7 protein-coding genes are annotated in these 25,227 nt (G+C 59.6%); 6 read left to right on the top strand and 1 reads right to left on the bottom strand.

Annotation, left to right across the window (positions count from 1 at the left end; genetic code table 11):
- Positions 1–163: 163 nt before the first annotated feature.
- The 3 genes from AAEO81_RS04485 to AAEO81_RS04475 all read left to right on the top strand — a co-directional run bounded on the left by AAEO81_RS04485 (position 164) and on the right by AAEO81_RS04475 (position 17,098).
- A complete protein-coding gene (locus tag AAEO81_RS04485; protein ID WP_341961913.1) occupies positions 164–14,179 on the top strand; it encodes a retention module-containing protein in 14,016 nt (4,671 codons plus the stop codon).
- A 58-nt stretch (positions 14,180–14,237) separates the two neighbouring features.
- On the top strand, positions 14,238–14,576 hold the full coding sequence (locus AAEO81_RS04480; RefSeq protein WP_341961911.1) for a tryptophan synthase subunit beta: 339 nt from the start codon (positions 14,238–14,240) through the stop codon (positions 14,574–14,576).
- 716 nt (positions 14,577–15,292) lie between these two features.
- Positions 15,293–17,098 (top strand): DUF4214 domain-containing protein, encoded by a 1,806-nt coding sequence (locus AAEO81_RS04475; RefSeq protein ID WP_341961909.1) that lies wholly within the window; start codon positions 15,293–15,295, stop codon positions 17,096–17,098.
- A 295-nt stretch (positions 17,099–17,393) separates the two neighbouring features.
- Here the strand turns inward: AAEO81_RS04475 and AAEO81_RS04470 are convergent, their stop codons facing one another.
- Positions 17,394–18,383, bottom strand: coding sequence for a metallophosphoesterase (locus AAEO81_RS04470; protein ID WP_341961907.1), 990 nt, complete (start codon positions 18,381–18,383; stop codon positions 17,394–17,396).
- Positions 18,384–19,061: 678 nt separating this feature from the next.
- Between AAEO81_RS04470 and AAEO81_RS04465 the strand changes: the two genes are divergently transcribed.
- From AAEO81_RS04465 to AAEO81_RS04455, 3 genes are read left to right on the top strand one after another with little or no spacing between them, the layout of a single operon-like run.
- The gene (locus tag AAEO81_RS04465) at positions 19,062–23,126 is read left to right on the top strand and encodes a glycosyltransferase family 4 protein (protein WP_341961906.1); all 4,065 of its coding nucleotides are present in this window, start codon (positions 19,062–19,064) and stop codon (positions 23,124–23,126) included.
- The gene (locus tag AAEO81_RS04460; RefSeq protein ID WP_341961904.1) at positions 23,123–23,917 is read left to right on the top strand and encodes an ABC transporter permease; all 795 of its coding nucleotides are present in this window, start codon (positions 23,123–23,125) and stop codon (positions 23,915–23,917) included. The genes AAEO81_RS04465 and AAEO81_RS04460 overlap by 4 nt, the downstream gene beginning before the upstream one ends.
- Entirely contained in the window at positions 23,917–25,221 is a 1,305-nt protein-coding gene (locus AAEO81_RS04455) for an ABC transporter ATP-binding protein (RefSeq protein ID WP_341961902.1), read from the top strand. Before AAEO81_RS04460 ends, AAEO81_RS04455 begins: the two co-directional genes overlap by 1 nt.
- Positions 25,222–25,227: the final 6 nt, after the last annotated feature.

The following is a 25,227-nucleotide window of genomic DNA, read 5'->3' as shown; positions in this document are numbered from 1 at the left end:
AAAACCGGATAAGTAGCAGTTTTGAAATTGGCGTCAAATAACCAGCATCAAGAAAATCAAGTAGTTAGTGTTTAAGTAAAAAAAATCAAACATTCGGACCCTTCATTCCAGCGCCAGATGGCCGATGAAGGAGTCCACAGACGTAGATCCGGAGAGTCACCCCATGAGCAGTGTTGTTGCCATCGTCAAAAGCATTGTTGGCCAAGTAGTCGCAGTCTCCGCTGAAGGGATTCGTCGTGTACTCATCGAGGGTGACCGGCTGCTGGCCGGTGAACAGGTCCTGACAGGCCCGGGAGGCGCGGTCACGCTCGAACTGGCCGACGGCCGCCACCTCGACCTGGGCCGTGACACGCAATGGAGTGCAGACACTCCGGCGTCCAGCTCTACAACTGACCTGGCAGAAGCCACCGCGCAGGCCGCACCGTCGGTCGCCGAATTGCAACAAGCCATCGCTGCGGGCGCTGACCCGACGCAAGACCTTGAAGCCACCGCCGCAGGCCAGACCACCGGCAGCACCGACGGCGGCAACGCGGGCGGCGGGCACAGCGTCGTCATGCTGACTGAAACGGCAGGCGTCGTAGATCCAACCATCGGTTACCCCACCGGCCCTATCGGCTCAGGTGCCGCCACCGACACACAACGTACCGCGCTCGATGACCCGTCCAACACCCGGACGCCGTCCACGCTTTCCCTGACTGGCACGCCGACCATTACCGAAGCCGGTGGCGTACTCGTTTACACCGCGACCCTGACCGTCGCGGCGCAGTCGGCCATCACCGTCACCCTGTCCAACGGCGCGATCATCAATATCGACGCAGGCCAGTTGAGCGGCAGCGTCAACGTGCCGATGAACAGCGTCAACGATGTCTACCTCAACCCGAGCCAGATCAGCACCACGGTCACCGGCACCACGGGCGGCGACGGCATTGCAATCACCCTTGATCCGCAACCGGCCAACACCCAGGTCACGGACACGATCGACACCACCACCGTCAGCCTCTCTGCGGACGCCGCTGCCACTGAAGGCGGTCAGATCACCTACACCGCGACGCTGACCAATGCCGCGCAGACCGCCGTCACCGTGACCCTGTCCAACGGCGCGATCATCAACATCGCTGCTGGCCAGTCCGTGGGCACCATCAAAGTCGATGCCCCGGCCAACGACGTCTACAAGACCACCGCCACGGTCAACGCGACCATCACCGGCGCGTCGGGCGGCAATTTCGAACAGCTGGCAATCGACGGCAAAGCCGCATCGACCACCATCGCCGACTCCATCGACACCACCCGCGTGACCCTGACCGCTTCCAGCACTGTGGCTGAAAACGGCACCATCACGTACACCGCCAGCGTCTCCAACCCAGTGACCGGCTCCCCCGTGAGCGTCACGCTGGACAACGGCAAAACCATCACCATCGGCGTCGGCCAGAGCAGCGGCAGCACCACCGCCGTCGCCACCAATGACGTGTATGTCGGCCATCCAGCGGTCACTGCCGTGATCACCGGCGTCAGCGGCGGTAACTACGAAAACCTCGCCTTCAGCAATACCCCGGTCAGCACCGCCGTCACCGACGTGCGCGACACCACGCTGATCAGCATTTCCGGCCCTTCGGCGGTCACTGAAGGTGGCACCGCGGTTTACACCCTCTCGCTGGACAACCCGGCGCACGCGACCGTCAACGTGACGCTCAGCTACACCGGCACCGCCAAAGACGGCACTGATTTCACCGCTGTCAAAACCGTGACCATTCCGGCGAACGCCAGCAGCGCCAATTTCACACTGACCGCGCTTGATAACAGTTTCCAGGACGGCGCTCGCGACGTGATCGTGAAGATCGTCTCGGCCACCGGTGGCAACTTTGAAAACCTGGCAGTCAGCGGCAGCGCTGGCAGCGTCACTACGTCGATTCTGGATAATGATGCGCCGCCACCGGTGGTGACACCACCCGGCGCACCGGCCATCGATCTGGATTCGGCAACCGGTGGCAATGACTACAGTGTCAGCTACTCCGGCGGCGCGCCGGCCATTGCCATCGCCCATGGGGCAGCGGTTACAGATGCCGACAGCGCGAACCTTAGCCGTGTAGAAATTTCGATCAGCGCCGGAGCCCAGGCCGGGGACAAATTGGTGTACGGCTCGCTGCCGCCCGGTGTCAGCGTTGACACAGCGCTGTCCGACGATACGCATATAGTCCTGACGGGTTCGGCGTCAAAGGCCGATTACCAGACTGCCATCGACAGCATCACCTTCCAGACCACGGACGCTACCGGCGGCACGCGCAACATCAGCGTCGTGGTCACCGATGACACAGACATCACCTCCAATACGGCCGTTACCCACGTGACGGTCAATGGCGGCTCGGGTGGGACACCTACGACACCGACCAACGAAGCGCCGACCATCAGCTTCAACGGTGGCGAATTCAAGGAAGGCGGCGCAGCCACCAGCCTGATCAAAAACCTGAGCATTGCAGATCCGGACGGCATCGCCGACGGCGCTGGCGCCAAACACCTGAGCGGTGCAACCGTCACGCTCACCAATATGCAGGCTGGCGACGTCATCGGCTCGACTCTTGACGAGGCAACCATCAAAGCTTTGGGTATCGCTTACACCGTCGATACCAGCACTAAGGGCACCATCATCATCACCATTACCGGTGATGCGTCGATTGCCAATTACGAGACTGCAATCAAGTCGATCACCTTCTCCGAAACCGGCAATGACGCGACAGCGCCTGCACGCGGCATCGATATCTCGGTGACCGACGTAAGCCCGAACAGCGCGCAGAACCAGAGCAACCACGCAAGCCAGGAACTGACCGTCACTCCGTCGACCGCGCCAGGCACACCGGACAGCAACACCGCACCGACCATCAGCTTCAACGGTGGCGAATTCAAGGAAGGCGGCGCAGCCACCAGCCTGATCAAAGACCTGAGCATTGCAGATCCGGACGGCATCGCCGATGGCACTGGCGCCAAACACCTGAGCGGTGCAACTGTCACGCTCACCAATATGCAGGCTGGCGACGTCATCGGCTCGACCCTTGACGAGGCAACCATCAAAGCTCTGGGTATCGCTTACACCGTCGATACCAGCACTAAGGGCACCATCATCATCACCATTACCGGTGATGCGTCGATTGCCAATTACGAGACTGCAATCAAGTCGATCACCTTCTCCGAAACCGGCAATGACGCGACAGCGCCTGCACGCGGCATCGATATCTCGGTGACCGACGTAAGCCCGAACAGCGCGCAGAACCAGAGCAACCACGCAAGCCAGGAACTGACCGTCACTCCGTCGACCGCGCCAGGCACACCGGACAGCAACACCGCACCGACCATCAGCTTCAACGGTGGCGAATTCAAGGAAGGCGGCGCAGCCACCAGCCTGATCAAAAACCTGAGCATCGCAGATCCGGACGGCATCGCCGATGGCACTGGCGCCAAACACCTGAGCGGTGCAACTGTCACGCTCACCAATATGCAGGCTGGCGACGTCATCGGCTCGACCCTTGACGAGGCAACCATCAAAGCTCTGGGTATCGCTTACACCGTCGATACCAGCACTAAGGGCACCATCATCATCACTATTACCGGTGATGCGTCGATTGCCAATTACGAGACTGCGATCAAGTCGATCACCTTCTCCGAAACCGGTAATGACACGACAGCGCCTGCACGCGGCATTGATATCTCGGTGACCGACGTAAGCCCGAACAGCGCTCAGAACCAGAGCAACCACGCAAGCCAGGAACTGACCGTCACTCCGTCGACCGCGCCAGGCACACCGGACAGCAACACCGCACCGACCATCAGCTTCACCGGTGGCGAATTCAAGGAAGGCGGCGCAGCCACCAGCCTGATCAAAAACCTGAGCATCGCAGATCCGGACGGCATCGCCGATGGCACTGGCGCCAAACACCTGAGCGGTGCAACCGTCACGCTCACCAATATGCAGGCTGGCGACGTCATCGGCTCGACCCTTGATGAGGCAACCATCAAAGCTTTGGGTATCGCTTACACCGTCGATACCAGCACTAAGGGCACCATCATCATCACCATTACCGGTGATGCGTCGATTGCCAATTACGAGACTGCGATCAAGTCGATCACCTTCTCCGAAACCGGCAATGACGCGACAGCGCCTGCACGCGGCATCGATATCTCGGTGACCGACGTAAGCCCGAACAGCGCGCAGAACCAGAGCAACCACGCAAGCCAGGAACTGACCGTCACTCTGGGTAACGCTGCCCCAACCATCACCTTCGATGGCAGCGCGTACCACGAAAACGGCGGCGCGGTTCACATCGTCACCAACCTGTCGATCACTGACGCCGATGGCCCCGTTGACGCTGGCGGTAACCACAGCCTCAGTGGCGCGGTCATCACCCTGACCAACATGCGCGCCGATGACATCATCGACTCCCCGTTTGCCAGTGCCGATGGCCACACCACCCTGGGCATCAATTACACCCTGACCAGCGTGCAGCAGGCGGATGGGTCGTACACCACGACCATCGTGCTGACCGGTGATACCACGATTGGCAATTACGAGACGCTGATCAACTCGATCACCTTCGCCGAAAACGGCCCTGCTGCGACCCCGGCTTCGCGTGGCGTGACGATTCAGGTCACCGATAGCAACACCGACGCTTCGCAAAACCTGCCAGCGAGCCATTCGAACGCAATCACGGTTGATGCGAATGTTGCGCCAACAGTCGATCTCGACGGTTTGTTATCAACGGGCCATGACTACAACACCAGCATCATTCAAGGTCACGAGGGTGTGGCCATTGCCGACCAGAGCATGACCCTGAAGGACGATGGCACCACCCTCGCCAGCGTTTCTATCGTGGTCAACGCCAGTCAGGCAGGCGACAAGCTGAACGTCGACCTAAGCAAGCTGCCTACCGGCATCTATATCGATAACGCCCTGAGCGACGATACGCACATCGTGTTCAAAGGTGCGCCAGAAAACACCCTGATCGACTTCCAGGCTGCGATCAAAGCCGTCACGTTCAGCACATCCGCTGGCGTGGGGACACGGGACATTACCGTGACCGCCGATGACGGAACGGCGTTGCACAACACTGGCTCGGCAACGACCCACATCAGCATCAAGGACAACCAGGCGCCGGTGGTCGATCTCAACGGCATTGCCGACGATGGCGTCATCAACAACAGCACCACCTACACCGACAAAGGGGCTGCGGTCTTCATCGCGTCTGCTGGAACAGTGACCGATATCGACAGCCCTAACCTCAAGGGTGCCGGCATCAAGCTGAACGATGCCCAGGACGGCGATCTACTTTCGATCGTCGGCACATTGCCAGCGGGTATCACGCTGGACCCAAGCAGCACCGCCACTCATATCGTGCTGACCGGCGACGCGCCGCAAGCAATTTATGCCGCGGCGATCCAAGCCATCGCCTTCAGCAGCTCGTCGACCAGCACTGACATTCGCACCGTCACCGTGACGGCGACCGATGGCATCGTCAGTTCCTCGCCCGCGACCACGACTATTTATGTGCAGGGCGCAGGCGGCGGCACGATTACCGGTTCTGAAGATCACGAATTCACAGTGACGTGGGACAGCTTGCACATCAGCTCAACCGGCGCGGCGGGCTCTGCAATAACTGTCACTGCCCTTCCGACTGAGGGAACGCTGTTTTTGAACGCCCACGCGCTGACGGCGGCAGATCTGGGCAGTAACGGCCTAACCATCAGCAAGGGCGACATCACGAGTGGTGCGCTGACGTTCAAAGGCGCGGAATTCGCCTCAGGCGTGAGCCCGGATTACGCGCAGCTGACCTTCAAACCGGTTTTCGGCACTGGTGCCGATGCCGTCCCAGGTGGCGAAACGATCCTGCATATCGACGTAACTCCAATTGCCAACGCCCCGACACTGGTGGTGGACAATCCGCACCTTACTGGCGCCGCAGCCACCCCTACACCGAGCGTGCCGTCCAATGGGCTGTCTCTTACGACATGGAACTTGAGCGCACAGAAAGACACCCTGGGCACCAACGGGCTGGGCGCGGACAGCACGACCCTGAAACAGGTGCTCGACAACGCAGCCGCCAGTAATCAGCCGCACACCACCACGGCCGTCAACGACGCCGCGAACTCCGACGTTGCGCAGTTCACCGGCTCGTTGACCACCGGCCTGGTGTATCTGGAAGCCGGCAAGTTCTACACCTTCAGCGGTCACGGCGATGACAGCCTGCTGATCAATCTGGGTGGCACAGATGTGGCCCAAGCCACATGGGGAGACAACCAAGGCACTATCAGCACGATCGGTTCGGCGTTCCAGCCAACGACATCGGGCTATTACACCCTTGAGATCTACCACTACAACCAGAACGGTCCAGGCAATTACGAGGTGCTGCTGTCGGTCGACAATGGCGCCGCAAAACCCCTGAGCAGCAGTGGCGTTCCGACGTACAGCTCGGTTGCCGATCTGCTGGCCGCCGGTATTGATCTGAGCGCCCTGCACACCGGCTTGGGCTCCAGCATCGAAGGCTATTACACCGGTTACGATCTCAACGAAGGCAACGTTGGCCAGCCGATCAAGCTGGCGGCAATCAACGCGGCACTGACCGATACCGACGGTTCTGAAACGCTCACCGTAGAGATCAGCGGCGTGCCTGCGGGCGCGGAGCTGAAAGATGACAAAGGCAATCACGGCACCCCAGACGCTGAAGGCAAAGTGGACGTGTCCGGCTGGAATCTGTCGGCGCTGACCATCACCTCGAACACTGCCAGCCACTTCAAGCTCACCGTCACCGCCACGTCGACCGAAAAAGCCACGGCGGCGCAGCCAAGCGACCAGAGCAAATCAGTGAGCTCGACCTTCGACGTCACCGTGCATGCGCAGGCCAACACCGCGCCAGTTCTGGACTTGGACACCACCACGGTGGGTCATGACTACAGCACCACCTTCAATGAAGGCGACACCAAAGGCGTATCGATTGCAGGTCCGGTCAGCATCAGCGACCACGACGGCAATCAACTGACAGGCGCGACGATCAAGCTCTCCACGATCCATGACGGCGATCAGCTCCAAGGCCCTGCCAAAGTCGGCAACATCGACATCACCTATGAAAACGGTGCGGTCAAGTTGACTGGTGCCGCGTCGTTGGCTGATTACCAGACGGCCATCCAGGCCATCACCTTCATTAATACCAGCCACACCCCCGATACAACCCCACGCACCATCACCGTGACCGTTGACGACGGGACAGGCACCAGCACCTCTAGCTCGACGGCGACCACCACCATCAAGGTGATCCCGTTCAACGACAAGCCAACCGTTGACTTGAATGGTCCAGATGCCACCCCTGGCACCCCGAATGGCGTGGACTACACCGCTAGCGTGATCCAGGGCCATGCGGGTGTTTCCATCGCCGCCGGCACCATGACCGTGGGCGATGTCGACAACGACAACCTGCAGCAAGCCACCATCACTGTTAAAGGCTTCACAACGGGCGATACGCTGGACACCAGCAAAGTCATCGGTTTGACCGTTAATAACGATGGCAATGGCAACGTCACCCTCTCGGGCGACGCGACTAAAGCTGTTTATGAAGCAGCGATTAAAGCGATCACTTTCAGCACCACGGACACCACCAGCAAAGCGGACCGCATTATTACTGTGGTGGTCAGCGACGGTGACAAGTCCTCGGAGCCTGCGACCAGCACCATCCATGTCACCGGCAACGATGCGCCAGTGGTTGACCTCAATGGTCCAGACGCAGCGGGTGGTACACCAAACGGCAATGACTTCACCACGTCCTACACCGAAAAAGGCACTGCCGCCGCTATCGCAGCGTCAACGGCCACGGTCACTGACGGTGACAACGACCACCTGCAAGGTGCGGTCATCAAGCTGACCAACCCGCAGGATGGCGACGTCCTGACCATCGGCACGCTGACCTCCGGTATCAAGGTGGACACCAGCGTTGCCGGTCAGATCACCTTGAGCGGGGACGCCACGCTTGCGAACTACCAGGACGCGATCAAGGCGATCACCTTCAGCACCACCAGCGACAAGCCGAACACCACTGTCGTGCGTGACATCACCGTCACCGTGAACGACGGTAACGCGCCGACCAGCGCATCGACCTCGCACAGCTACATCACCGTCAACCCGTTCAACGACAAGCCAACCGTTGACTTGAATGGCCCAGACACCACCAGCACCCCGAACGGCGTGGACTACACCGCCAGCGTGATCCAGGGCCATGCGGGTGTTTCCATCGCCGCCGGCACCATGACCGTTGGCGATGTCGACAACGACAACCTGCAGCAAGCCACCATCACTGTTAAAGGCTTCACAACGGGCGATACGCTGGACACCAGCAAAGTCATCGGTTTGACCGTTAATAACGATGGCAATGGCAATGTCACCCTCTCGGGCGACGCGACTAAAGCTGTTTATGAAGCAGCGATTAAAGCGATCACTTTCAGCACCACGGACACCTCCGCCCCATCGCGCACCATCACTGTGGTGGTCAACGACGGCGACAAGTCCTCGGAGCCTGCAAACACCACCATCAGCATCACGCCGAATGCGTTGCCTGATCACGTCGTTGCCACCGCTGCACCTGCACTGGAAGACGCGACCAAGATCGCCGTTCACCTGAGCGCCAGCGACAGCGACGGCAGCATCAAGTCGTTCACTGTCACCAGCCTGCCGACCCACGGCGTGCTGTACAGCGATGAGGCGTTACACAACCCGATCACCTTGGCCAGCACCTCGGTGGCGGCAGGCCCTGACGGCACCGCGACCCTGTACTTCGTGCCGACCCCGGACTGGAGCGGCAGCACCGACTTCAACTTCACCGCCATCGATAACTCGAACGGGTCCAGTGCCGATACGGCAGCTACCATCGTGGTTGCACCGGTCACCGACAAACCAACGGTTTCGCTGGGCGATAACGTGATCGTCAAGCCTGTGATCGACTTCGAGCACGGCCTGACCGACGGCTGGTTGACGGGCAATCCGGGCGGCGGCGTTGAGATCAACCACAGCTCGGTCTATGGCGTGACCACCAAGGGTGACAGCAACGTCATCGAGCTGGAGCGCAATGACGGTGACAAGTCCAACCTGTACACCACCGTTTCTACCCGTGCAGGGGCGACGTACACCATCGAGCTGGATTACTCGCCACGTGACAAGCACCTGACTGACTCGGTCATCGACGTGTACTGGGGCGGGGTCAAGGTCGGCACGCTCGACAGCCAGATTTTGGGCATGCAGCACTACACCTTCCAGGTGCCGGTCACCACGACCGGCCCGGCGAAGCTGGAGTTCCAGGCCACTGACAACAACTCGTTCGGCGGCGTGATGGACAACATCAAAGTCACCGAGTCGTTGAACACCGGCATCGAAAACAGCCCGATCCTGCTGTCGACCATCACCCCGCGCACCATCGACACTGATAAATCGGAGACCATCACTGACCTGAAGATCAAAGGGCTGCCTGTCGGCTCGACGATCAGCGACGGTCACACCGGGCACTCGTTCACCGTAACCGCCGGCAACGTCGATGCCAGCGGCACCGCGACCGTCAGCGTCAAAGACTGGGCGTGGGACACGATCACCTTCACGCCGCCGCCCACCAACGGCGGGCCTGACAAGGTCTATAACCTGCAAGTGGTTGCCACGGCCAAAGACGGTACCGCTGCCTCAGTGGATTCCGATCCAGTGGCGCTGACCGTGAAGGTATTGGCCAACGATGCTCCAACGGTGTCGTTCTCCGACGCCGCTTACACCACGGGCGGCAGCCCAGTGGCAATCGTCAAGGACCTGGTGCTCGACGACGCGGACAACAGCAACCTCAAGAGCGCCACGATCGTCGTCGGTAACAGCCAGGCGGGCGACACGTTTACCTCCAGTTATGTCACCGGCAACGTTGGCGCTTCGGGCACCACCTCGCTGGGCATCAGCTACACACTGACGACGAACGGGACCGATACGACCATCACTCTGAGCGGTGACCACAGTCGCGGCGATTACCAGGCGCTGATCAATTCGATCAAGTTCAGCCCATCGGCCACGGCCACTACCGATGCCACGCGTACCGTGAGCCTTCAGGTGACCGACACCGGCATTGGCGGCGTTGACGTGAAGAGCTCAGCGGCGGTCGTGCACAACCTGACCGTGCCTGCGGCCAACACGGCGCCGGTGGTCGACCTCAATGGCCCGGACACCTCCGGCACGCCAAACGGCCTGAACTACAGCGCCGCCGTGATCCAGGGTCATGCGGGTGTGGCGATTGCTGCCAGCACCATGACCCTGACTGATGACAAGAACCACGTGTCGTCGATCACGATCAGCATCGACAAGGCCCAAGCCGGCGACTTGCTGGACACCGCCGGGGTGGCCAAGTTGGGCAATGGCATCACGGCGACCACTGCCAGCAACGGCACTGTCACGTTGACCGGCACCTCGTCCAGCACCCTGGGCGACTTCCGCGACGCGATCAAACAAATCACCTTCAGTACCACGGCACCGGCCACGGCGCCTAACGACACCCGCATGATCACGGTCACTGCCGATGATGGCAGCTCGCAGCACAACCTCGGCTCGGCCATCACCACCGTGACCGTGACGGCCAACGCCCCACCGGTCGTGGACCTGGACGGCCTGTCGACCCCGACCACTGGCTACACCACCAACTATTTCAGTGGTAGCCAGAGAGTGTCGATTGCCGCAGACGCCATCAACATCAAAGACGACAGCACCACGCTGAAGTCAGCAACCATCAAGTTCACCAGCAGCGTCACGGGCGACACCCTGAACTTCGGCGACGTCGCGTCGCTGGGCAAAGGCATTATCGCGACCCAGAACAGCAGCACAGGCGTCATCACCCTGACGGGCACGGCGAGCAACACACTGCAGGACTATCAGGACGCCATTCGCAAGATCACCTTCAGCACCTCGTCTTCGGATGTGGCGACGACTCGCACCATCAGTGTGGTGGTCAACGATGGCCTGGCGGACTCGCCAGACGCGTACACCACCGTCAACGTTCAAGGCGCTGCGGGCGGCGCGATCACAGGTCCCGAAGGCAAGGATCTGGTGGTGCACTGGGCGGATCTGGGCATCAGCACGGCGGGCGATGCAGCCACCGGCATCAAGGTGACGTCGGTCCCTGGCGGCGGACAATTCCTGTACAACGGCGTTGCCATCAGCAATGACCAGATCCTTAGCAAGTCGGAAATCGACAAGGGCCACTTGGTGTTCAAGCCAGCCGCCTATGGCGCAGGCTTTGATGGATACGCGCACCTGAACGCCGACGGGAGCCCGTCCAGCAATGGCATTGGCAACCTCAACGCGGACTACGCGCAACTGATCTTCCGGCCTCAGTTCGGCACGGTCACGGGCAACAATGCGACCCTCAAAGTCGACATCACCCCCGTTGCCGACGCGCCGACAATCACCCTCGGCTCGACCACGCCAGCGGGCGGCATCGTCACCGATGTGCCGAGCCTCGGCTCCACCGGTTTGACCAAAACCACCTGGAATCTCGCCAACCAAAGTGCTGTTAAGGCGACGTTGGGCACCAGTGGCAATGGCGCGGACAGCACCACGCTAAAAACCGAGATCGACAAGCTGAACCTGCCAACCAGCACCGTGGCCCACACCACTGAGCTGATCGGTAACGCGCAATCGTCCTCCGTGACCGATGGCGTCGCCTCTTTGACGACCGGCCTGATCTACCTGACTGCAGGCGTGAGCTACAAATTCAGCGGCACAGCGGACGACAGCCTGCTGGTCAACATCGGCGGCACCAACGTCACCTCCGCCAGTTGGGGCAAGAGCAGCGGTGCAGTGGGCGCAGCAGGCTCGGTGGGCAACAACAACTTCGTGCCCCCTGTCAGCGGCTACTACACGCTGGAGATCTACCACTACAACCAAGCGGGCCCAGGTAACTACAACCTGCTCGTCTCGGTCGCTGGTGGCACCGCCAAGAGCCTGAGCATCAGCGGCATTCCGACCTACGCCTCGGCGACTGACCTGCTCAAGGCCGGCATCGACCTGAGCGCGCTGCAAGGTACCAACGCCAGCAAAGGCGAAGGCTATTACACCGGTTACGCGCTGAACGAAGGCACGGAAAACACCCCAATCGCGCTGGTCTCGATCAAAACGGAACTGGTGGACAAGGACGGTTCAGAATCCCTGACCGCCGTGCACATCAAGGCGCCGGCCGGCGCATTCTTCAGCGACGATCAGAACCACACCGCCACTGTCGGCGCCTCGGGCGACATCGACGTCACTGGCTGGAACCTGTCGAAGCTGAGCGTCACACCGCCTGCGGATGTGTCCACCAATTTCACGATTCAAGTGGTCGCGACCTCAACCGAAATGGCCAACGGCTCGCCGGTGCTCAAGGCTGACGGCAAACCTCAGTCGGCTGACACGACACAGTCGATAAACGTGACCGTTCACCCTGGCACCTACAGCACGGTTATCGGCCATGGCGGCGGTGAAACGCTGAACGGTACCGCGGGCAACGACATCATCGTCGGGGACACCGGCACCGTGGCCATCGTCAAAGGTCAGAACTACAACCTGGCGTTCATCGTCGACAGCTCGGGCAGCATGACGAGCAGCTCCATCGACACCGTCAAGTCGCAGTTGACCTCGCTGTTCAACTCGCTCAAATCCTACGGCGGCACCATCAACCTGTTCGCCCTGGACTTCGACACTCAGGTCAACAAGACCCTGAGCATCAAACTGAGCGACCTGACCGACGCCACGCTGAAAACCTGGTTGGACTCGGTCGTCTCAGAAGCGGGCGTGAAAAACAGCGATGGCACTACCGGCAGCGGCACCAACTACGAAGATGCGTTCAAGACCACAGCGAACTTCTTCCAAGGCAGCCTGGCGACCAGCAACGTTGGCGCAACCAACCTGACCTACTTCATCACCGACGGCGACCCGACGTTCTATCAGGCCAACGAAAAAACCAACCCGGTGGTGATCGACTACACGTCCGGCACCGACGTGACCCTCGACGCCCTGCTCACGGCCAACAACTACCAGATGGGACAGACGCTGAGCGTGACCGTGGGCAGCCTGACCGGCAACGTCATCGACAGCAGCGGCCAGGTGCACGTTTTCACCCAGACCAGCAACGGTTTCACCGACACCGTCATCGGCCAAATCCATGCTCAGGGCGACGGTACGTTCGAGGTGTCCACTCGCGCAGGCAACGGCAGCTCGCCAACCAACACCGCTGATGGCGCCACCCAGGGCTACCTGCTGCTCAACGGGGTTTCGCACGTCGAAGCCATTGGCCTGAACACCGACAGCAGCAGCCTGGCCAACCTGAACAACTACGACACCAATGGCGCGGCGGTGAAAACCACGCCGTCGAACCTGGCCGATACCATCCTCAAGTCCAGCGAAACCGTCGCCGCCGGCAACGACACGCTCTACGGCAACAGCGGCAACGACATCCTGTTTGGCGACACCATCAGCTTCGGCGGTGTCGAGGGCTACGCAGGCATCAAAGCCTACGTGTCCAGCCACACCGGTACAGCGGCCGCCAGCCTCAGCCTGCAGGACGTGCACAAGTACATCACCGAGCATTACTCGGAATTCGACGCCGCTGGCACTACAGGCACCACGGGCGGCGCCGATAAGCTGTTCGGTGGCGACGGCAACGACATCCTGTTCGGCCAGGCGGGCGATGACCCCCTCGACGGTGGCAACGGCAATGACATCCTCCTGGGCGGCACCGGCAACGACACCCTGCTCGGTGGCGCGGGGAATGACATTCTCATGGGCGGCAAAGGGAATGACATCCTTACCGGGGGCAGCGGCGCCGACACTTTCGTCTGGAAGTCCGGTGACACCAACACCAACGGCGGTATTGATGTCATCAAGGATTTCAAGCCAGAAGAAGGTGACCGTATCGATCTCAAGGACCTGCTGCAAAACGAATCCGACGCGACCATCGACAACTTCCTGAAGTTGACGACCGCCGCAGACGGTTCCGCTCAACTGGCTGTCAGCTCGACAGGTCAGCTGAACGCAGCGGGCGGCCTGGCCAATGCGGACGTGACCATCAAGCTGGAGGGCGTTCACTTCACACCGTCGACTACAATCAACTCGTTGATCGCAGGCGGCGACGCGGCAACCATCAAGGTCGACCACCACTGATAGCACCCCTGGCGACCGCTTCGGCGGTCGCCAGCTTTCGGATTACCGAGGACGAACCATGTTTTACGTTCAACGCAATTCCCAGGGAGAGTTGGTGCGCGTCGAAGCTTCAGGCTTTGCCGAAGCCACAGCGACACTGCCCGCTGATGACCATGAGATACAGGCCTGGTTCGCCAATGAATCCGTGGAAAACAGCCTCAATGCCCTGAAACTCAGCGATATCGAAATGATTCGGGTACTCGACGACTTGATTCAGGTGCTGACCAACAAGGGCGTGCTGTGCATTACCGACCTGCCCCCCGCCGCACAAGCCAAACTCCTCGACCGAAACCGCGCCAGGGTAGCGTTGGGCGGGTTGAGCAATTTGATTGATGATGAAGAGACGCGGTTGGTGTGAAACCCCTCGCGTTCAGGCGCCGAGCTTCCTTTACATAGGGCTTCTATAACGTCGCTCACTGAGCCGAGTTGCCCCTGACTGTTGGCGATGATTTAGCCAAATCGACGCTCAGCCGAATGTCTGCAAAGCGAAATGTGTCCGTTCGTGAAACACATGGAACTAGGCCGAAATGACCGGTCGTCCGGTTTAACCAGATTGAAATCGTCTATCGAAATTCGATTATTTCATTTCCAGCAACTGGCATAGGGTGGCCTATCAATGGCAAATGGCCGCGAGTCAAAAACCCACCGATGGTTCCATTTTTTTCTCGACACATGCCGACCCAGTAAAACCGGGGCTTTGACGCTAATAGCCTGATCTGTCGGGCGTTTGCGGGAATCTGTCGGCAGCCTTTTCCAATTCTTTATCCTACAAATTGGAAATAATTCCGCCTACACGAAAAAGAAAAGATTCCTACAGAAATCGTGGAAAAGCCCCACGCCAGCTATTGTTACGCCGCTATTTTGACATGTATGATCGCCGGGCAATGCAGGTTATCTATCCAATCGCCTCAAAAAGCGGTGATGACCTTCTAAACGCAGTTGGCGGGTTCGCTGACTTCCCATAACGGGGGCCACGGCCCTTAGGGGTGTGGCAACAGGCTGGGCCGACGGGCTCTGCATCCGCAAACGGAAGCCTGGATGTCGATTCGACTTAATACTGGAGATTTACGAGTAATGGCTACTACCATCGCAACTCAAGTACAACAACTGTATGTAGGCCTGTTGGGTCGTGCTGCTGACCAAGGTGGTCTGAACTGGTGGGTTGACCAAGTCACCACCGGTGGCAAAACCATCGAAGACATCCGCGCTTCGTTCGTAACCAGCACCGAGTACACCACTACCTACGGCGCAGCTGCTACCCGCGCTGACCTGGTGACCTCGATCTACCAAAACCTGTTCGAACGCACTCCATCGGCTGACGAAGTCAAGTACTGGGCACAGACTGACACCCGTCCTGCTGACCAACTGGTTGCTGCTTTCCTGGAATTCGCTTCGGCCAACGACCAGAAAGTGATCGACAACAAGGTTTTCGTAGCTAACACCTACACGTCGACTGTTGGCGACACCAACTTCGACAAAGCTGGCGCTGCTGCTGCCATTGCTGATGTTGACGGTACTTCGGCTTCTGTTAGCACTGCAATCGACAACATCAACTCCGGTTCTCTGGCCGGTCAAGTACCAGCTCTGGGCCTGATCAACGCTCTGACTACTGCACAAGCTGCAGAAGCTGCCGCCAAAGTGGGCAATACTACTGCAGTTGACGCGCTGGTAGCTAAGTTTGTTGCTGCTAATGGTGTTAATTCCAAAGCATTGGCTTCGGACGCCTCGTATGCTGATAAAATCGTCGCTATTGGCAAAGACGCCAAAGCTGCCGATGACCTGTCGCCTACTGACACCAAACTGCTGGCAACTCAAGCAGAAATCGCTGGTGACGCTGTTACTTCCGCTCGTGCAGCTCTTGCAAGCGACGCAATCCGCGCCGACGCATCTGCATATGAAGCTGCTCTGACTGCTGCTGCTAAAGTTGATGCTGCCAAGCCTGCAGACGTTGCTGCTGCCAAAGCAGGTCTTGCAGCTGACGCTGGCTTCACAGCTGACGTAGTGACCGCACTGAAAGCAATTGCCCCCGCTTTGAGCACGCTGGACGCCACTGACGCCACCACTAAAGCAGCATCGGCTGAAACTCTGTACAGCTTCTACACTGACGCAGACACTACTCCAGCACTGCGCACGAAAGTAGACGATGCTCTGAAGGCTCTGGGCTTCGCTACCACCTTCAAAACTACCGCTACTGTTGACGTTGTTAACAACACTGCCGACAAGCTGGTTACAACTACTAAAGCGAAAATCGACGCAGAAGATGGCAACGACGCTGGCGTAGACCCAACTAAAGAGTTCTCTGCTCTGCTGCAAACTAAAGTAAATGCTGACAAAGCTCTGGCCGACGCTAAAGCTGCAGATGCTGATGTCGCTGCTGTCAAAGTCATCACTGACGCTAACAAAGTCTTTGAAGATGCTACTCAGAAGGCGAGCGATGCCATCGGCAATTTCAACACTGGCAACACTGTTTCCCAGGCTAAAGTTGTTGCAAACGTTGATGCAAGCGCGACCTTGAAAGAAACTTTCTACTTCGCTACTGACGCAGCCGTTAAAGCTGGTACTGACTTCAAAATCGGCACCGACGGCACCGCTGCTACCTACTTCGGCGCTGGCGACAGCATCGTTCTGGGCTCTGGTTACACCTTCAACAAAGGCGCGCTGACCACTGGCGACAACAACAAACTGGAAGTGTTCTTGGTAAACAGCAACTCCGGCGTACAAGTTGTTATCGAAAGCAAGGCTTTCGGCAGCGGCTCCGCTACCGAAGACGCTACTACCCACGTTATCGCACCAACTGCTGACAACACCGTAATCACCCTGACCGGTGTTACCGCTGAGCACTTGGCCGTTAACAACGGTGTTATCAGCTACGTCGCTTAATTGCCTCGTAACCGATAACTGCGATGGGCTTCGGCCCCTCGCACGCTGATCAAAAAACCTGCCCCTTAAAAGGCGGGTTTTTTAATGCCCGGAATTTAGCCTTACCCTTCCCGCCTGATTGCACTGCCACACTCCTAAGCCGCCATGAGCGTGCTTTCGGTGTCAGCGCATTCAGGCATCTAAAAGACGCGCACAGGCCATCCATCGCATCGCCTCTAACGCGACGGCTGGGCTGACGAAACGGGGCGGGCCGATAGGCAGCGATTCACGGCCTATATAAATAGAAGAGAAGCGATCAAACGGGCTCGAAACGAACGTCGAGAAAGCCCCCGGCAAGGTTCGGCGGCGCCACGAACTGAGGGATGCCCCGGTACACGTCCAACGACTGCGTATGAATATGCCCTGTGAGCAGACCAACGAGATTAGGGGTGCTGAACACCCGCTCGTGGAAGTCCAGCGTCACTTTGGTGTGCCCCTGACGCGGCCATTGTGGCCGACGCTCCAATTCGTAGCCTTTGTCTTCCACCACGCCCCATTGCGGATGGCCACAGCCGAAGACGATGGGCCTGCCCGGCACATAGAACGGAATGTGCGCCACCAGCACCACCGGGCCGTCGAACTGGACATGCTTCTTATAGAACGCCACTTGTTCGGGCTGAATCTCGTAGGTGGAGTTATCCAGCGCGATGAAACGAATGCCATTGACGTCGCGGTAGCTCATCAACGGGTTCGCGCCCTGGTACAGCGGCATCAGGCGCTTGGCGCTCCAGGTCTCACGCAACTGCGACAGCGAGCCCGGCATGCCTTCGTAATGCCAATCGTGATTGCCCGCTATATAGAGGTAAGGAATGCCAGCCTCTTTGAGTTTGGCCTGTGCCCAGTCCAGCGCGGCCTCGGACGGGTAGCTGAAAATATCCCCCGCCAAAATCAACAAATCGGCCTTCTGCTGCACGGCAAGCTTGAGGGTTTCTTCAAACGCCTGCATCGGATTGGTCGGTTGCCCGGTCTGAAAGTGCTGGGTCTGGTTGTAGGCCGCCGCCATCCGCCCGCTGTATTGGCGATACGGGTCTTCCCTTTCGTCGCTTTGCCAGAGATGAGTATCGGACAAGAAAACGATCCGGGTCGGCGTGTGGAACGCCTCACCGAAGTAGCGAATGGTGTTGTGGGTGAGCGAGAAGTTGGTGACCGGCGGTTTTTTCCGGGGCGCGGCTTGCAGCACGCGCTCTGGCGCGGCCAGGCCAAGAGATGCAAGGGCGGCCAGGCTCACGAAGTTGCGTCTATTCATGAATGAACTTTCTCGGAAAGGCATAAGAAAACGACCGCGAATAATATCAGTTTCACCTGACGTACAGCGCGTGCATTTGCCCACGTCTATCATCCCGCGGGAGTAACCCGTATGATGCCATCCCCCGCAATATGGGCATGTGATGGGGTTTGCACGCCGGTCAGTCCGGTGCCGCACCCCCATCGCACGCGTGTTATTCCGACCCTGGCCGCAGCGTTCACTCATCCTGAACCGCGCCCCTGAGGCTGCTCGATCCAGCGTGTGACGTTCGATGAGCACCGGTGTCTCTTTCCAGAGGTCTCAGGCATCAAATAGGTACGAAAGCTATGGCGTGGCGTGATTCCAGCCCGATCCGTTACATTCGAAAAGTGACCAGAGGCATGTTGCGTCTGGCTAAGCCGCCCCTGCAGGTGGTCGTCGCACGTACGCGCTCGCTCGTGGTCAAGGTCGCCCACCGCAGCCCTTGGCTGAACGCACGACTGCGCCGGTATCGCTATTACGATCATCGCCTGCGCATTCTGCTCGGTCTGACGGGCAGCCCCCCGCCTGCCCCCCCATCGATCCAACCCTCCGACATCGCCGGGGAGCTTCCCGCCGCATGGTGCAGCAGGGGTCATAACGACGCCCGCAAAAGCCCCCTCGAATCCTGGTTCAACCGGTAGCAGTGGTTTTCGATACGTGAAAAGAATTCTCGCACTCAGTTTTTTCCCCGCCTTCGCGCCAGCTTCCAATGGTGGCGAGGCGCGCCTGTTCAATTTCTATCTGGCCCTGAGCCGCTTCCACCACGTCACGCTGTTGTCCTCCGGGCATCGGGGTGTGAAGGAAGAAGTCATCAATCACGGCAGCCAGTTCGTGGAGCGACGCATCCCTAAGGATGACTTCTTCGCCCGCCATTGGAGCGAGCTGGACCCTTTTAACGGCGGTGGCGACATGTCCGGCCCGTCGATTGCTGCAAGCGGACGTCACCCCACGCTGCTGCACCGGGCATATATAGAAGAATACGCAGCCGCCGACATCATCATTCACGACTCGCCGTTTACCGTGGATTACGACCTGTTCGCCGGGGTCGATCACAAACCGCGCCTGTACAACGCGTACAACTGCGAGAGTGACCTGTATCGCGCGCTGCACCCCCATGAGCGAAGCAAGCCGGTGCACGAACTCGTCGAGCAAGCCGAATGCCGTCTGCTCAAGGCGGTCGATGCTGTGTTGTATTGCAACGAAGATGACCTGACCGCCTTTCAGCGCTTGGTGCCCGATGCCGCGTTCGATGCCCTGTCGGTGCCCAATGGGCAACTGGCATTGGCCATCAACCCGGTGCGCGTGGCCGATCAACAGCGCTGCTCGGCCGTGTTCATGGGCAGCTCGCATACGCCCAATGTCCAGGCAGCGCTGTTCATTGCCAACGAACTGGCCCCACAAGTGCCGGACGTGGTGTTCGACATCATCGGCAATTGCCTGCCGGAAGGTCGCTACCCGAGCAACGTCGTGCGCCACGGCCTGGTCTCGGTCGAAAAGAAATTGCAGCTGTTGCAGCAGGCCAATGTCGCCCTCAACCCGATGGACGCTGGCAGCGGCTCAAATGTGAAGGTATTCGACTACTTCGCCCACAGCTTGCCTGTGCTGTCCACGTCGATTGGCATGCGCGGTGTCTCGGCGGTTGAAAATGAACACGTGCTGCTGGCCCCCATGAGTGAGTTCGCCCATGTGTTGCGCGGCTGGCGCGAGCGTCAGCAAGACTGGCTGCTGATCGGCGCTGCAGGTAACGCCCTGGGCCGTGAAAAGTACACCTGGGCTCATATCGCTCAAGGCATGGCGGATTATCTGGACCGCGTCATCAGCAAACGCAGCAGCCTCGCGCAACCGGTCCTGGTGCTCAACGATTACAACTCGTTCACTGCGGTGGGCGGCGGCGCGACCCGCACCCGTGGCCTGTATGCGGCCGTGGCGCAGTGGTGCCCGGTCCTGTTCATCTGCTTTGCCAATGGCGACGAGTTGCGCGTGGACCACTATGGCCCGGCGACCACTGTGATTTCGGTGCCGAAGACGCCCGGCCACATCACCGAGCAAATGCGCGTGAACGCGCTGTCGGTGACGTCGGCTGACGATATTGTCGCCAGCAGCGAGTCGGTAAAGAACGCGCTCTTGCTGTCCATCTATCAGTTGGCCAAGGCCAATGCGCGGGTGATCGCGGTCGAGCATCCCTATCTGGCTGCGATTCCCTGTCTGTTTGGCGACCGCTTCATTTATTCCTCGCAGAACAACGAAACCCTGCTCAAGCAGCGCCTTTTCGAAGGGCACCCTGAGGGGGAGTCGCTGATTGCTCAGGTCGCCCTGCTGGAAAGAACAGCCGTAGAGCGTGCCGCTGCGGTAGTCGCGGTGGCTGAGGATGACGCAGTGTCGCTCACCCGAGGAGTGCAGACGTGTGGGCCGATGGTGGTGGTGCGCAACGGCGCCGAAGTGCCCTCGATACCCACGCCGCAAGACCTCGATGCCGTCAGGATGCAGATCAAACAACCCTCTGCGGTGTTTCTTGGTTCGGCGCATCCGCCGAACATCGAAGCCGTTTATTTCATCGTCAACCAGTTGGCCCCGGCCTGCCCTTCGATTCAGTTCCACATCATCGGGGGGGTGTGCGGCGCCGTGACAGTGCGCGCCGACAGCAACGTCAAGCTGTGGGGCGTTCTCGACGACTCGGTCAAGGCGGCGGTCATGGGGGTCTGCACGCTGGCCGTCAACCCGATGAGCAACGGCAGCGGTTCGAACGTGAAGCTGGCGGACTTCCTTGGTAACGGCCTTTTCACCGTGACCACTGAATTCGGCCAGCGCGGCTATCCGGCGGCGATTGCCCCTCATGTCAGCGTGACCACGCTCGACCAGTTCGCCACTGCGCTGCACACGGCCATGGGCCGGGTTACCCATGAGGCCGTAGATGCGCGCATGGCACGTCGGCAAGTGTTCGATGATCATTTGTCGATGAAGGCGCTGGGCCAGGGTTACGTGCAGCTTTTGCAATCCCTTGAAGTGCCTCGCAAGCGGGTGCTGTTTGTCACGTATCGGTATGTGTCGCCGGCACTCGGCGGCGCTGAGTCGATGATTGAAAACCTGCTGCGTGCGCTGGATGCCTCTGGCCATTTCGACATCGACCTGATTGCAGCGCAGGCAACTTCGCTGCAAAGCGCCAGCCGCTTTTGCGATCACTACCTTTTCGATGGCAACAGCGCCGCGTTCACCGACCTGCGCCATACCCGCTTCGCCCGATTCGAGGTCCAGAACGCTCATCCCGAACAGGGCGGCAAGGCATTGATCGCAGCGTGGAGCGCGCAATGCCTATTTGAGCGTGAGGTTTATCAACAGCGCGTGCCCGAACTTCGCCGCCATGGGCTTGCGTGGGGATGGAGTGCGCCTGAAGCCATCGGCGCAAATCGGTTCGAGCGCTGGGCGCTCACCTCCAGTGCCATTCATTTGAACACCGATGCCCGCGTCTCGCTGCAGGGCGCGGCGCCTTCGGCCACCGCGTTGCTGATACAGGATGCCCAAGGCGGGCTGTTGTACAGCGGTCAGGTGTCAGGCGAATTCGTCATCGAATTCCACGCAAGACGTGGCACGGTGGAAATACAGGCTTCGAGCCCTGCGCCGTCGTACGACGATCCGCGCCCGCTGGCCTTCATCCTCAAGGCATTGCGCATCGACGATCAGCCCCTGAACCTCAACGTTCAGCCGCTGTGCGACGTGGCCGGCATGACGCCAGAAGCAGGGTTCGACCTGCTGCACAACGCCGCCGAACGCTCGCGCCGACCGTTGGGGATCAACCTCACCGACCTGCGCGGCCCTTGGTCCAGCGGACTGGAGCGTTTTCTGGAGGAGAATATCAGCCAGTATGATTTGGTGGTCACTCACAACACGGTATTCCGCACCGCTATCGCTGCTGTCGAGCAGGCCCGCCAACACGGCGTGCCGACCATCGTGATCCCTCACGCGCATTTGGACGACGACTTCTACCACTTCCCCGACGTGCTGGACTGCGCCAAGCAGGCGAGCCTGTTGTTGGCGGCCCCCAAAGCCGCCTGCGCGTTCTATGCTCGGCAGGGGTGCAAAGTCGACTATCTGCCCGCTGGCATTGATGTCAGCGAGCCGTTTGGCGCCGACGATGTCGCAGCGTTCCGCGCGCTGTACACCTCGGAAAAACCGTTCGTGCTGGTCCTCGGCCGCAAAGCCGGGGCCAAGGGTTATCAGCAGATCATCGACACTGTGGCCACGCTCCCTGTGGAGTACGGCATGCAGGTGGTGTTGATCGGCCCGGACGACGACGGCGTGGTGATCGACTCGCCGCACGCGGTATATCTGGGTCGCCAGCCTCGCGAGGTGGTGAGGGGCGCGCTGATGTCATGCGTCACGCTCGTCAACATGAGCACCAGCGAAAGCTTCGGTATCGTGCTGCTCGAAGCCTGGATGGCCGGACGCCCCGTGGTGGTAAACAGCGAATGTGCGGCATTCCACGACATGGCCATCGACGGGCACAACGCGCTGATGGTCGATGCGAAAAACCTGCGTTCGGCGCTATGGCGATTGGCATCCGATGAAGCGCTGTGCCAGCAGTTGGCCAAAAACGGCCAACACACGATGCAGGCTTATGACTGGAGCAACGTCGGCCAGGATTTCGTCGCCCATTGCCTGGGACTGTTCGAGGATCTGACGCCTGAAGCCAGCCCCCCGGCCATTGACGCGGAGCTTGCCCGATGAAGGCCACGCTACGTGCGCTGTGGCATTACCGCAGTTTCATATTGGGCAGCGTCAAACGAGAGTTTCAGGCCAAGTACTTGAACTCGCTGCTGGGCGCCGCCTGGAGCGTGATCCAGCCGCTGTCGATGATCTTCGTCTATACGGTGATTTTTTCCCAGATCATGAAAGCCAAGTTGCCGGGCGTCGAGAGCACCTTCGGTTACAGCATCTACCTGTGCGCGGGCATCATCATGTGGGGGTATTTCAGCGATGTGGTCGGACGCGGTCAGAACATCTTCATCGACAACGCCAACCTGTTGAAGAAACTGAGCTTCCCACGGTTTTGCCTGCCATTCACACTGGTGCTCAGCGCCACGCTGAATTTCGCAATCATCCTCGGTCTGTTCGTGGTGTTCCTGCTGATCAGCGGCAACTTTCCGGGGCTGTCGTTCGTGGCCATCTTCCCCATCCTGGCGGTGCAAGTGATTTTCGCGCTGGGGCTGGGCATGGTGCTGGGCGTGTTGAACGTGTTTTTCCGCGATGTCGGGCAGTTGTTCGCAGTGGTGTTGCAGTTCTGGTTCTGGATGACGCCAATCATTTACCCACTGAGCATTTTGCCGCCGATGGCTCAGCATTTGATGGCCTATAACCCGATGGCCGTTTTGATCGGCGCGTATCAGCAGGTGCTGGTACACGGTCAGTGGCCAGAGTGGTCGGGCCTGTGGCCGGTGCTGCTGGTCGGGGTCCTGCTTTGCCTGCTGGCGTTGCGGCTGTTCAGAAAGCGCTACGCCGAATTGATGGATGAATTGTAATGGGCAGTATCAGTGTACGAGGCCTGGGTAAGGCCTATCGACAATACCCCACACGCTGGTCGCGTCTGGTGGAATGGCTGAGCCCGATCAAGAAGCCCCGCCACCATCTCAAATGGGTGTTGCAGGACCTCAACTTCGAAATCGCACCGGGCGAATCCGTCGGCATCATGGGCGTCAACGGTGCAGGCAAAAGCACGTTGCTCAAGATCATCACCGGCACCACTCACGCCACCACTGGCAGTGTGGGGATCAATGGCCGGGTGGCGGCCTTGCTCGAACTGGGGATGGGTTTTCACCCGGACTTCACGGGCCGGCAAAACGCGGTGATGGGCGGCCAGTTGCTGGGCTACAGCGTGGCGGAAATCAACGCGCTGATGCCGCACATCGAAGCCTTCGCCGAGATCGGCGAGTACATGGATGAGCCGGTGCGCAAGTATTCGAGCGGGATGCAAGTGCGCCTGGCGTTTGCCGTGGCGACAGCCTCGCGCCCGGACGTGCTTATCGTCGACGAAGCGTTGTCGGTCGGGGATGTGCGATTCCAGGCCAAGTGCTACCAGCGGGTCGCAAGCTTTACCCGTGAAGGCACGACGCTGCTGCTGGTGTCCCACAGCGCCGATGACGTAGTGAAACACTGCGACCGGGCGATTTTGATCAAGGGCGGCCGGATCGAGATGGACGGCTCGTCCCGCGATGTCACCAACCGCTATCTGGACGAACTGTTTGGCAAGAAAAAAACACCGGCTGCCGCGCCAACAGTGCAACCGGAAGAAGCAGCCAACGAAGCACCAACGGCCGTCATGGGCGACGAGCACGACGACGTCTACGCTCAACGCCCTGGCTACCGGCCAGAAGAATATCGATGGGGGCACGGGGGCGCTGAGATTCTGGACTATCGCATCGCCGCAGCCGGTCAGGTGTACCCGTCACGAATCGACAGCGGTGTGCAGACCGATTTCCATATGAAGGTGCTGTTTCATGAGGCCTACGACAGCGTGGTGGCGGGTTTTCTGATCAAGAGTATCGAGGGGCTGTTCCTGTACGGCACCAACTCGTATCTGGCGGGGGGCGCCGGCCAACGTTTGTCGGCCAAAGCCGGTGAAGTAAAGGTCTTCCGCTTCTCGATGCCACTGCGACTGAACGCTGGCGACTATTTGGTTTCATTTGGAATGTCCTCGGGTGATCCCCGGGACGAATTGGTCCCGCTCGACCGTCGCTATGACTCGGTGCTGTTGAAGGTCGGCTGCGAGAGGCCCTTTTGGGGCATCGCCGACCTGGATTCGAGTTTCGAGGTCGCAGGACAATAACTGTAA

This window comes from Pseudomonas sp. RC10 (assembly GCF_038397775.1).
Classification (GTDB): Bacteria; Pseudomonadota; Gammaproteobacteria; order Pseudomonadales; family Pseudomonadaceae; genus Aquipseudomonas; species Aquipseudomonas bambusae.
Note: the sequence above shows the minus strand (reverse complement) of the source record. Positions and strands in the feature narration are given on the sequence as shown.

Excerpts from the sequence above, each read along its gene's own strand:
- AAEO81_RS04455 (WP_341961902.1), top strand. The coding sequence starts at position 23,917 with ATGGGCAGTATCAGTGTACGAGGCCTGGGTAAGGCCTATCGACAATAC.
- AAEO81_RS04485 (WP_341961913.1), top strand. The coding sequence starts at position 164 with ATGAGCAGTGTTGTTGCCATCGTCAAAAGCATTGTTGGCCAAGTAGTC.
- AAEO81_RS04480 (WP_341961911.1), top strand. The coding sequence starts at position 14,238 with ATGTTTTACGTTCAACGCAATTCCCAGGGAGAGTTGGTGCGCGTCGAA.
- AAEO81_RS04470 (WP_341961907.1), bottom strand. The coding sequence starts at position 18,383 with ATGAATAGACGCAACTTCGTGAGCCTGGCCGCCCTTGCATCTCTTGGC.
- AAEO81_RS04460 (WP_341961904.1), top strand. The coding sequence starts at position 23,123 with ATGAAGGCCACGCTACGTGCGCTGTGGCATTACCGCAGTTTCATATTG.
- AAEO81_RS04475 (WP_341961909.1), top strand. The coding sequence starts at position 15,293 with ATGGCTACTACCATCGCAACTCAAGTACAACAACTGTATGTAGGCCTG.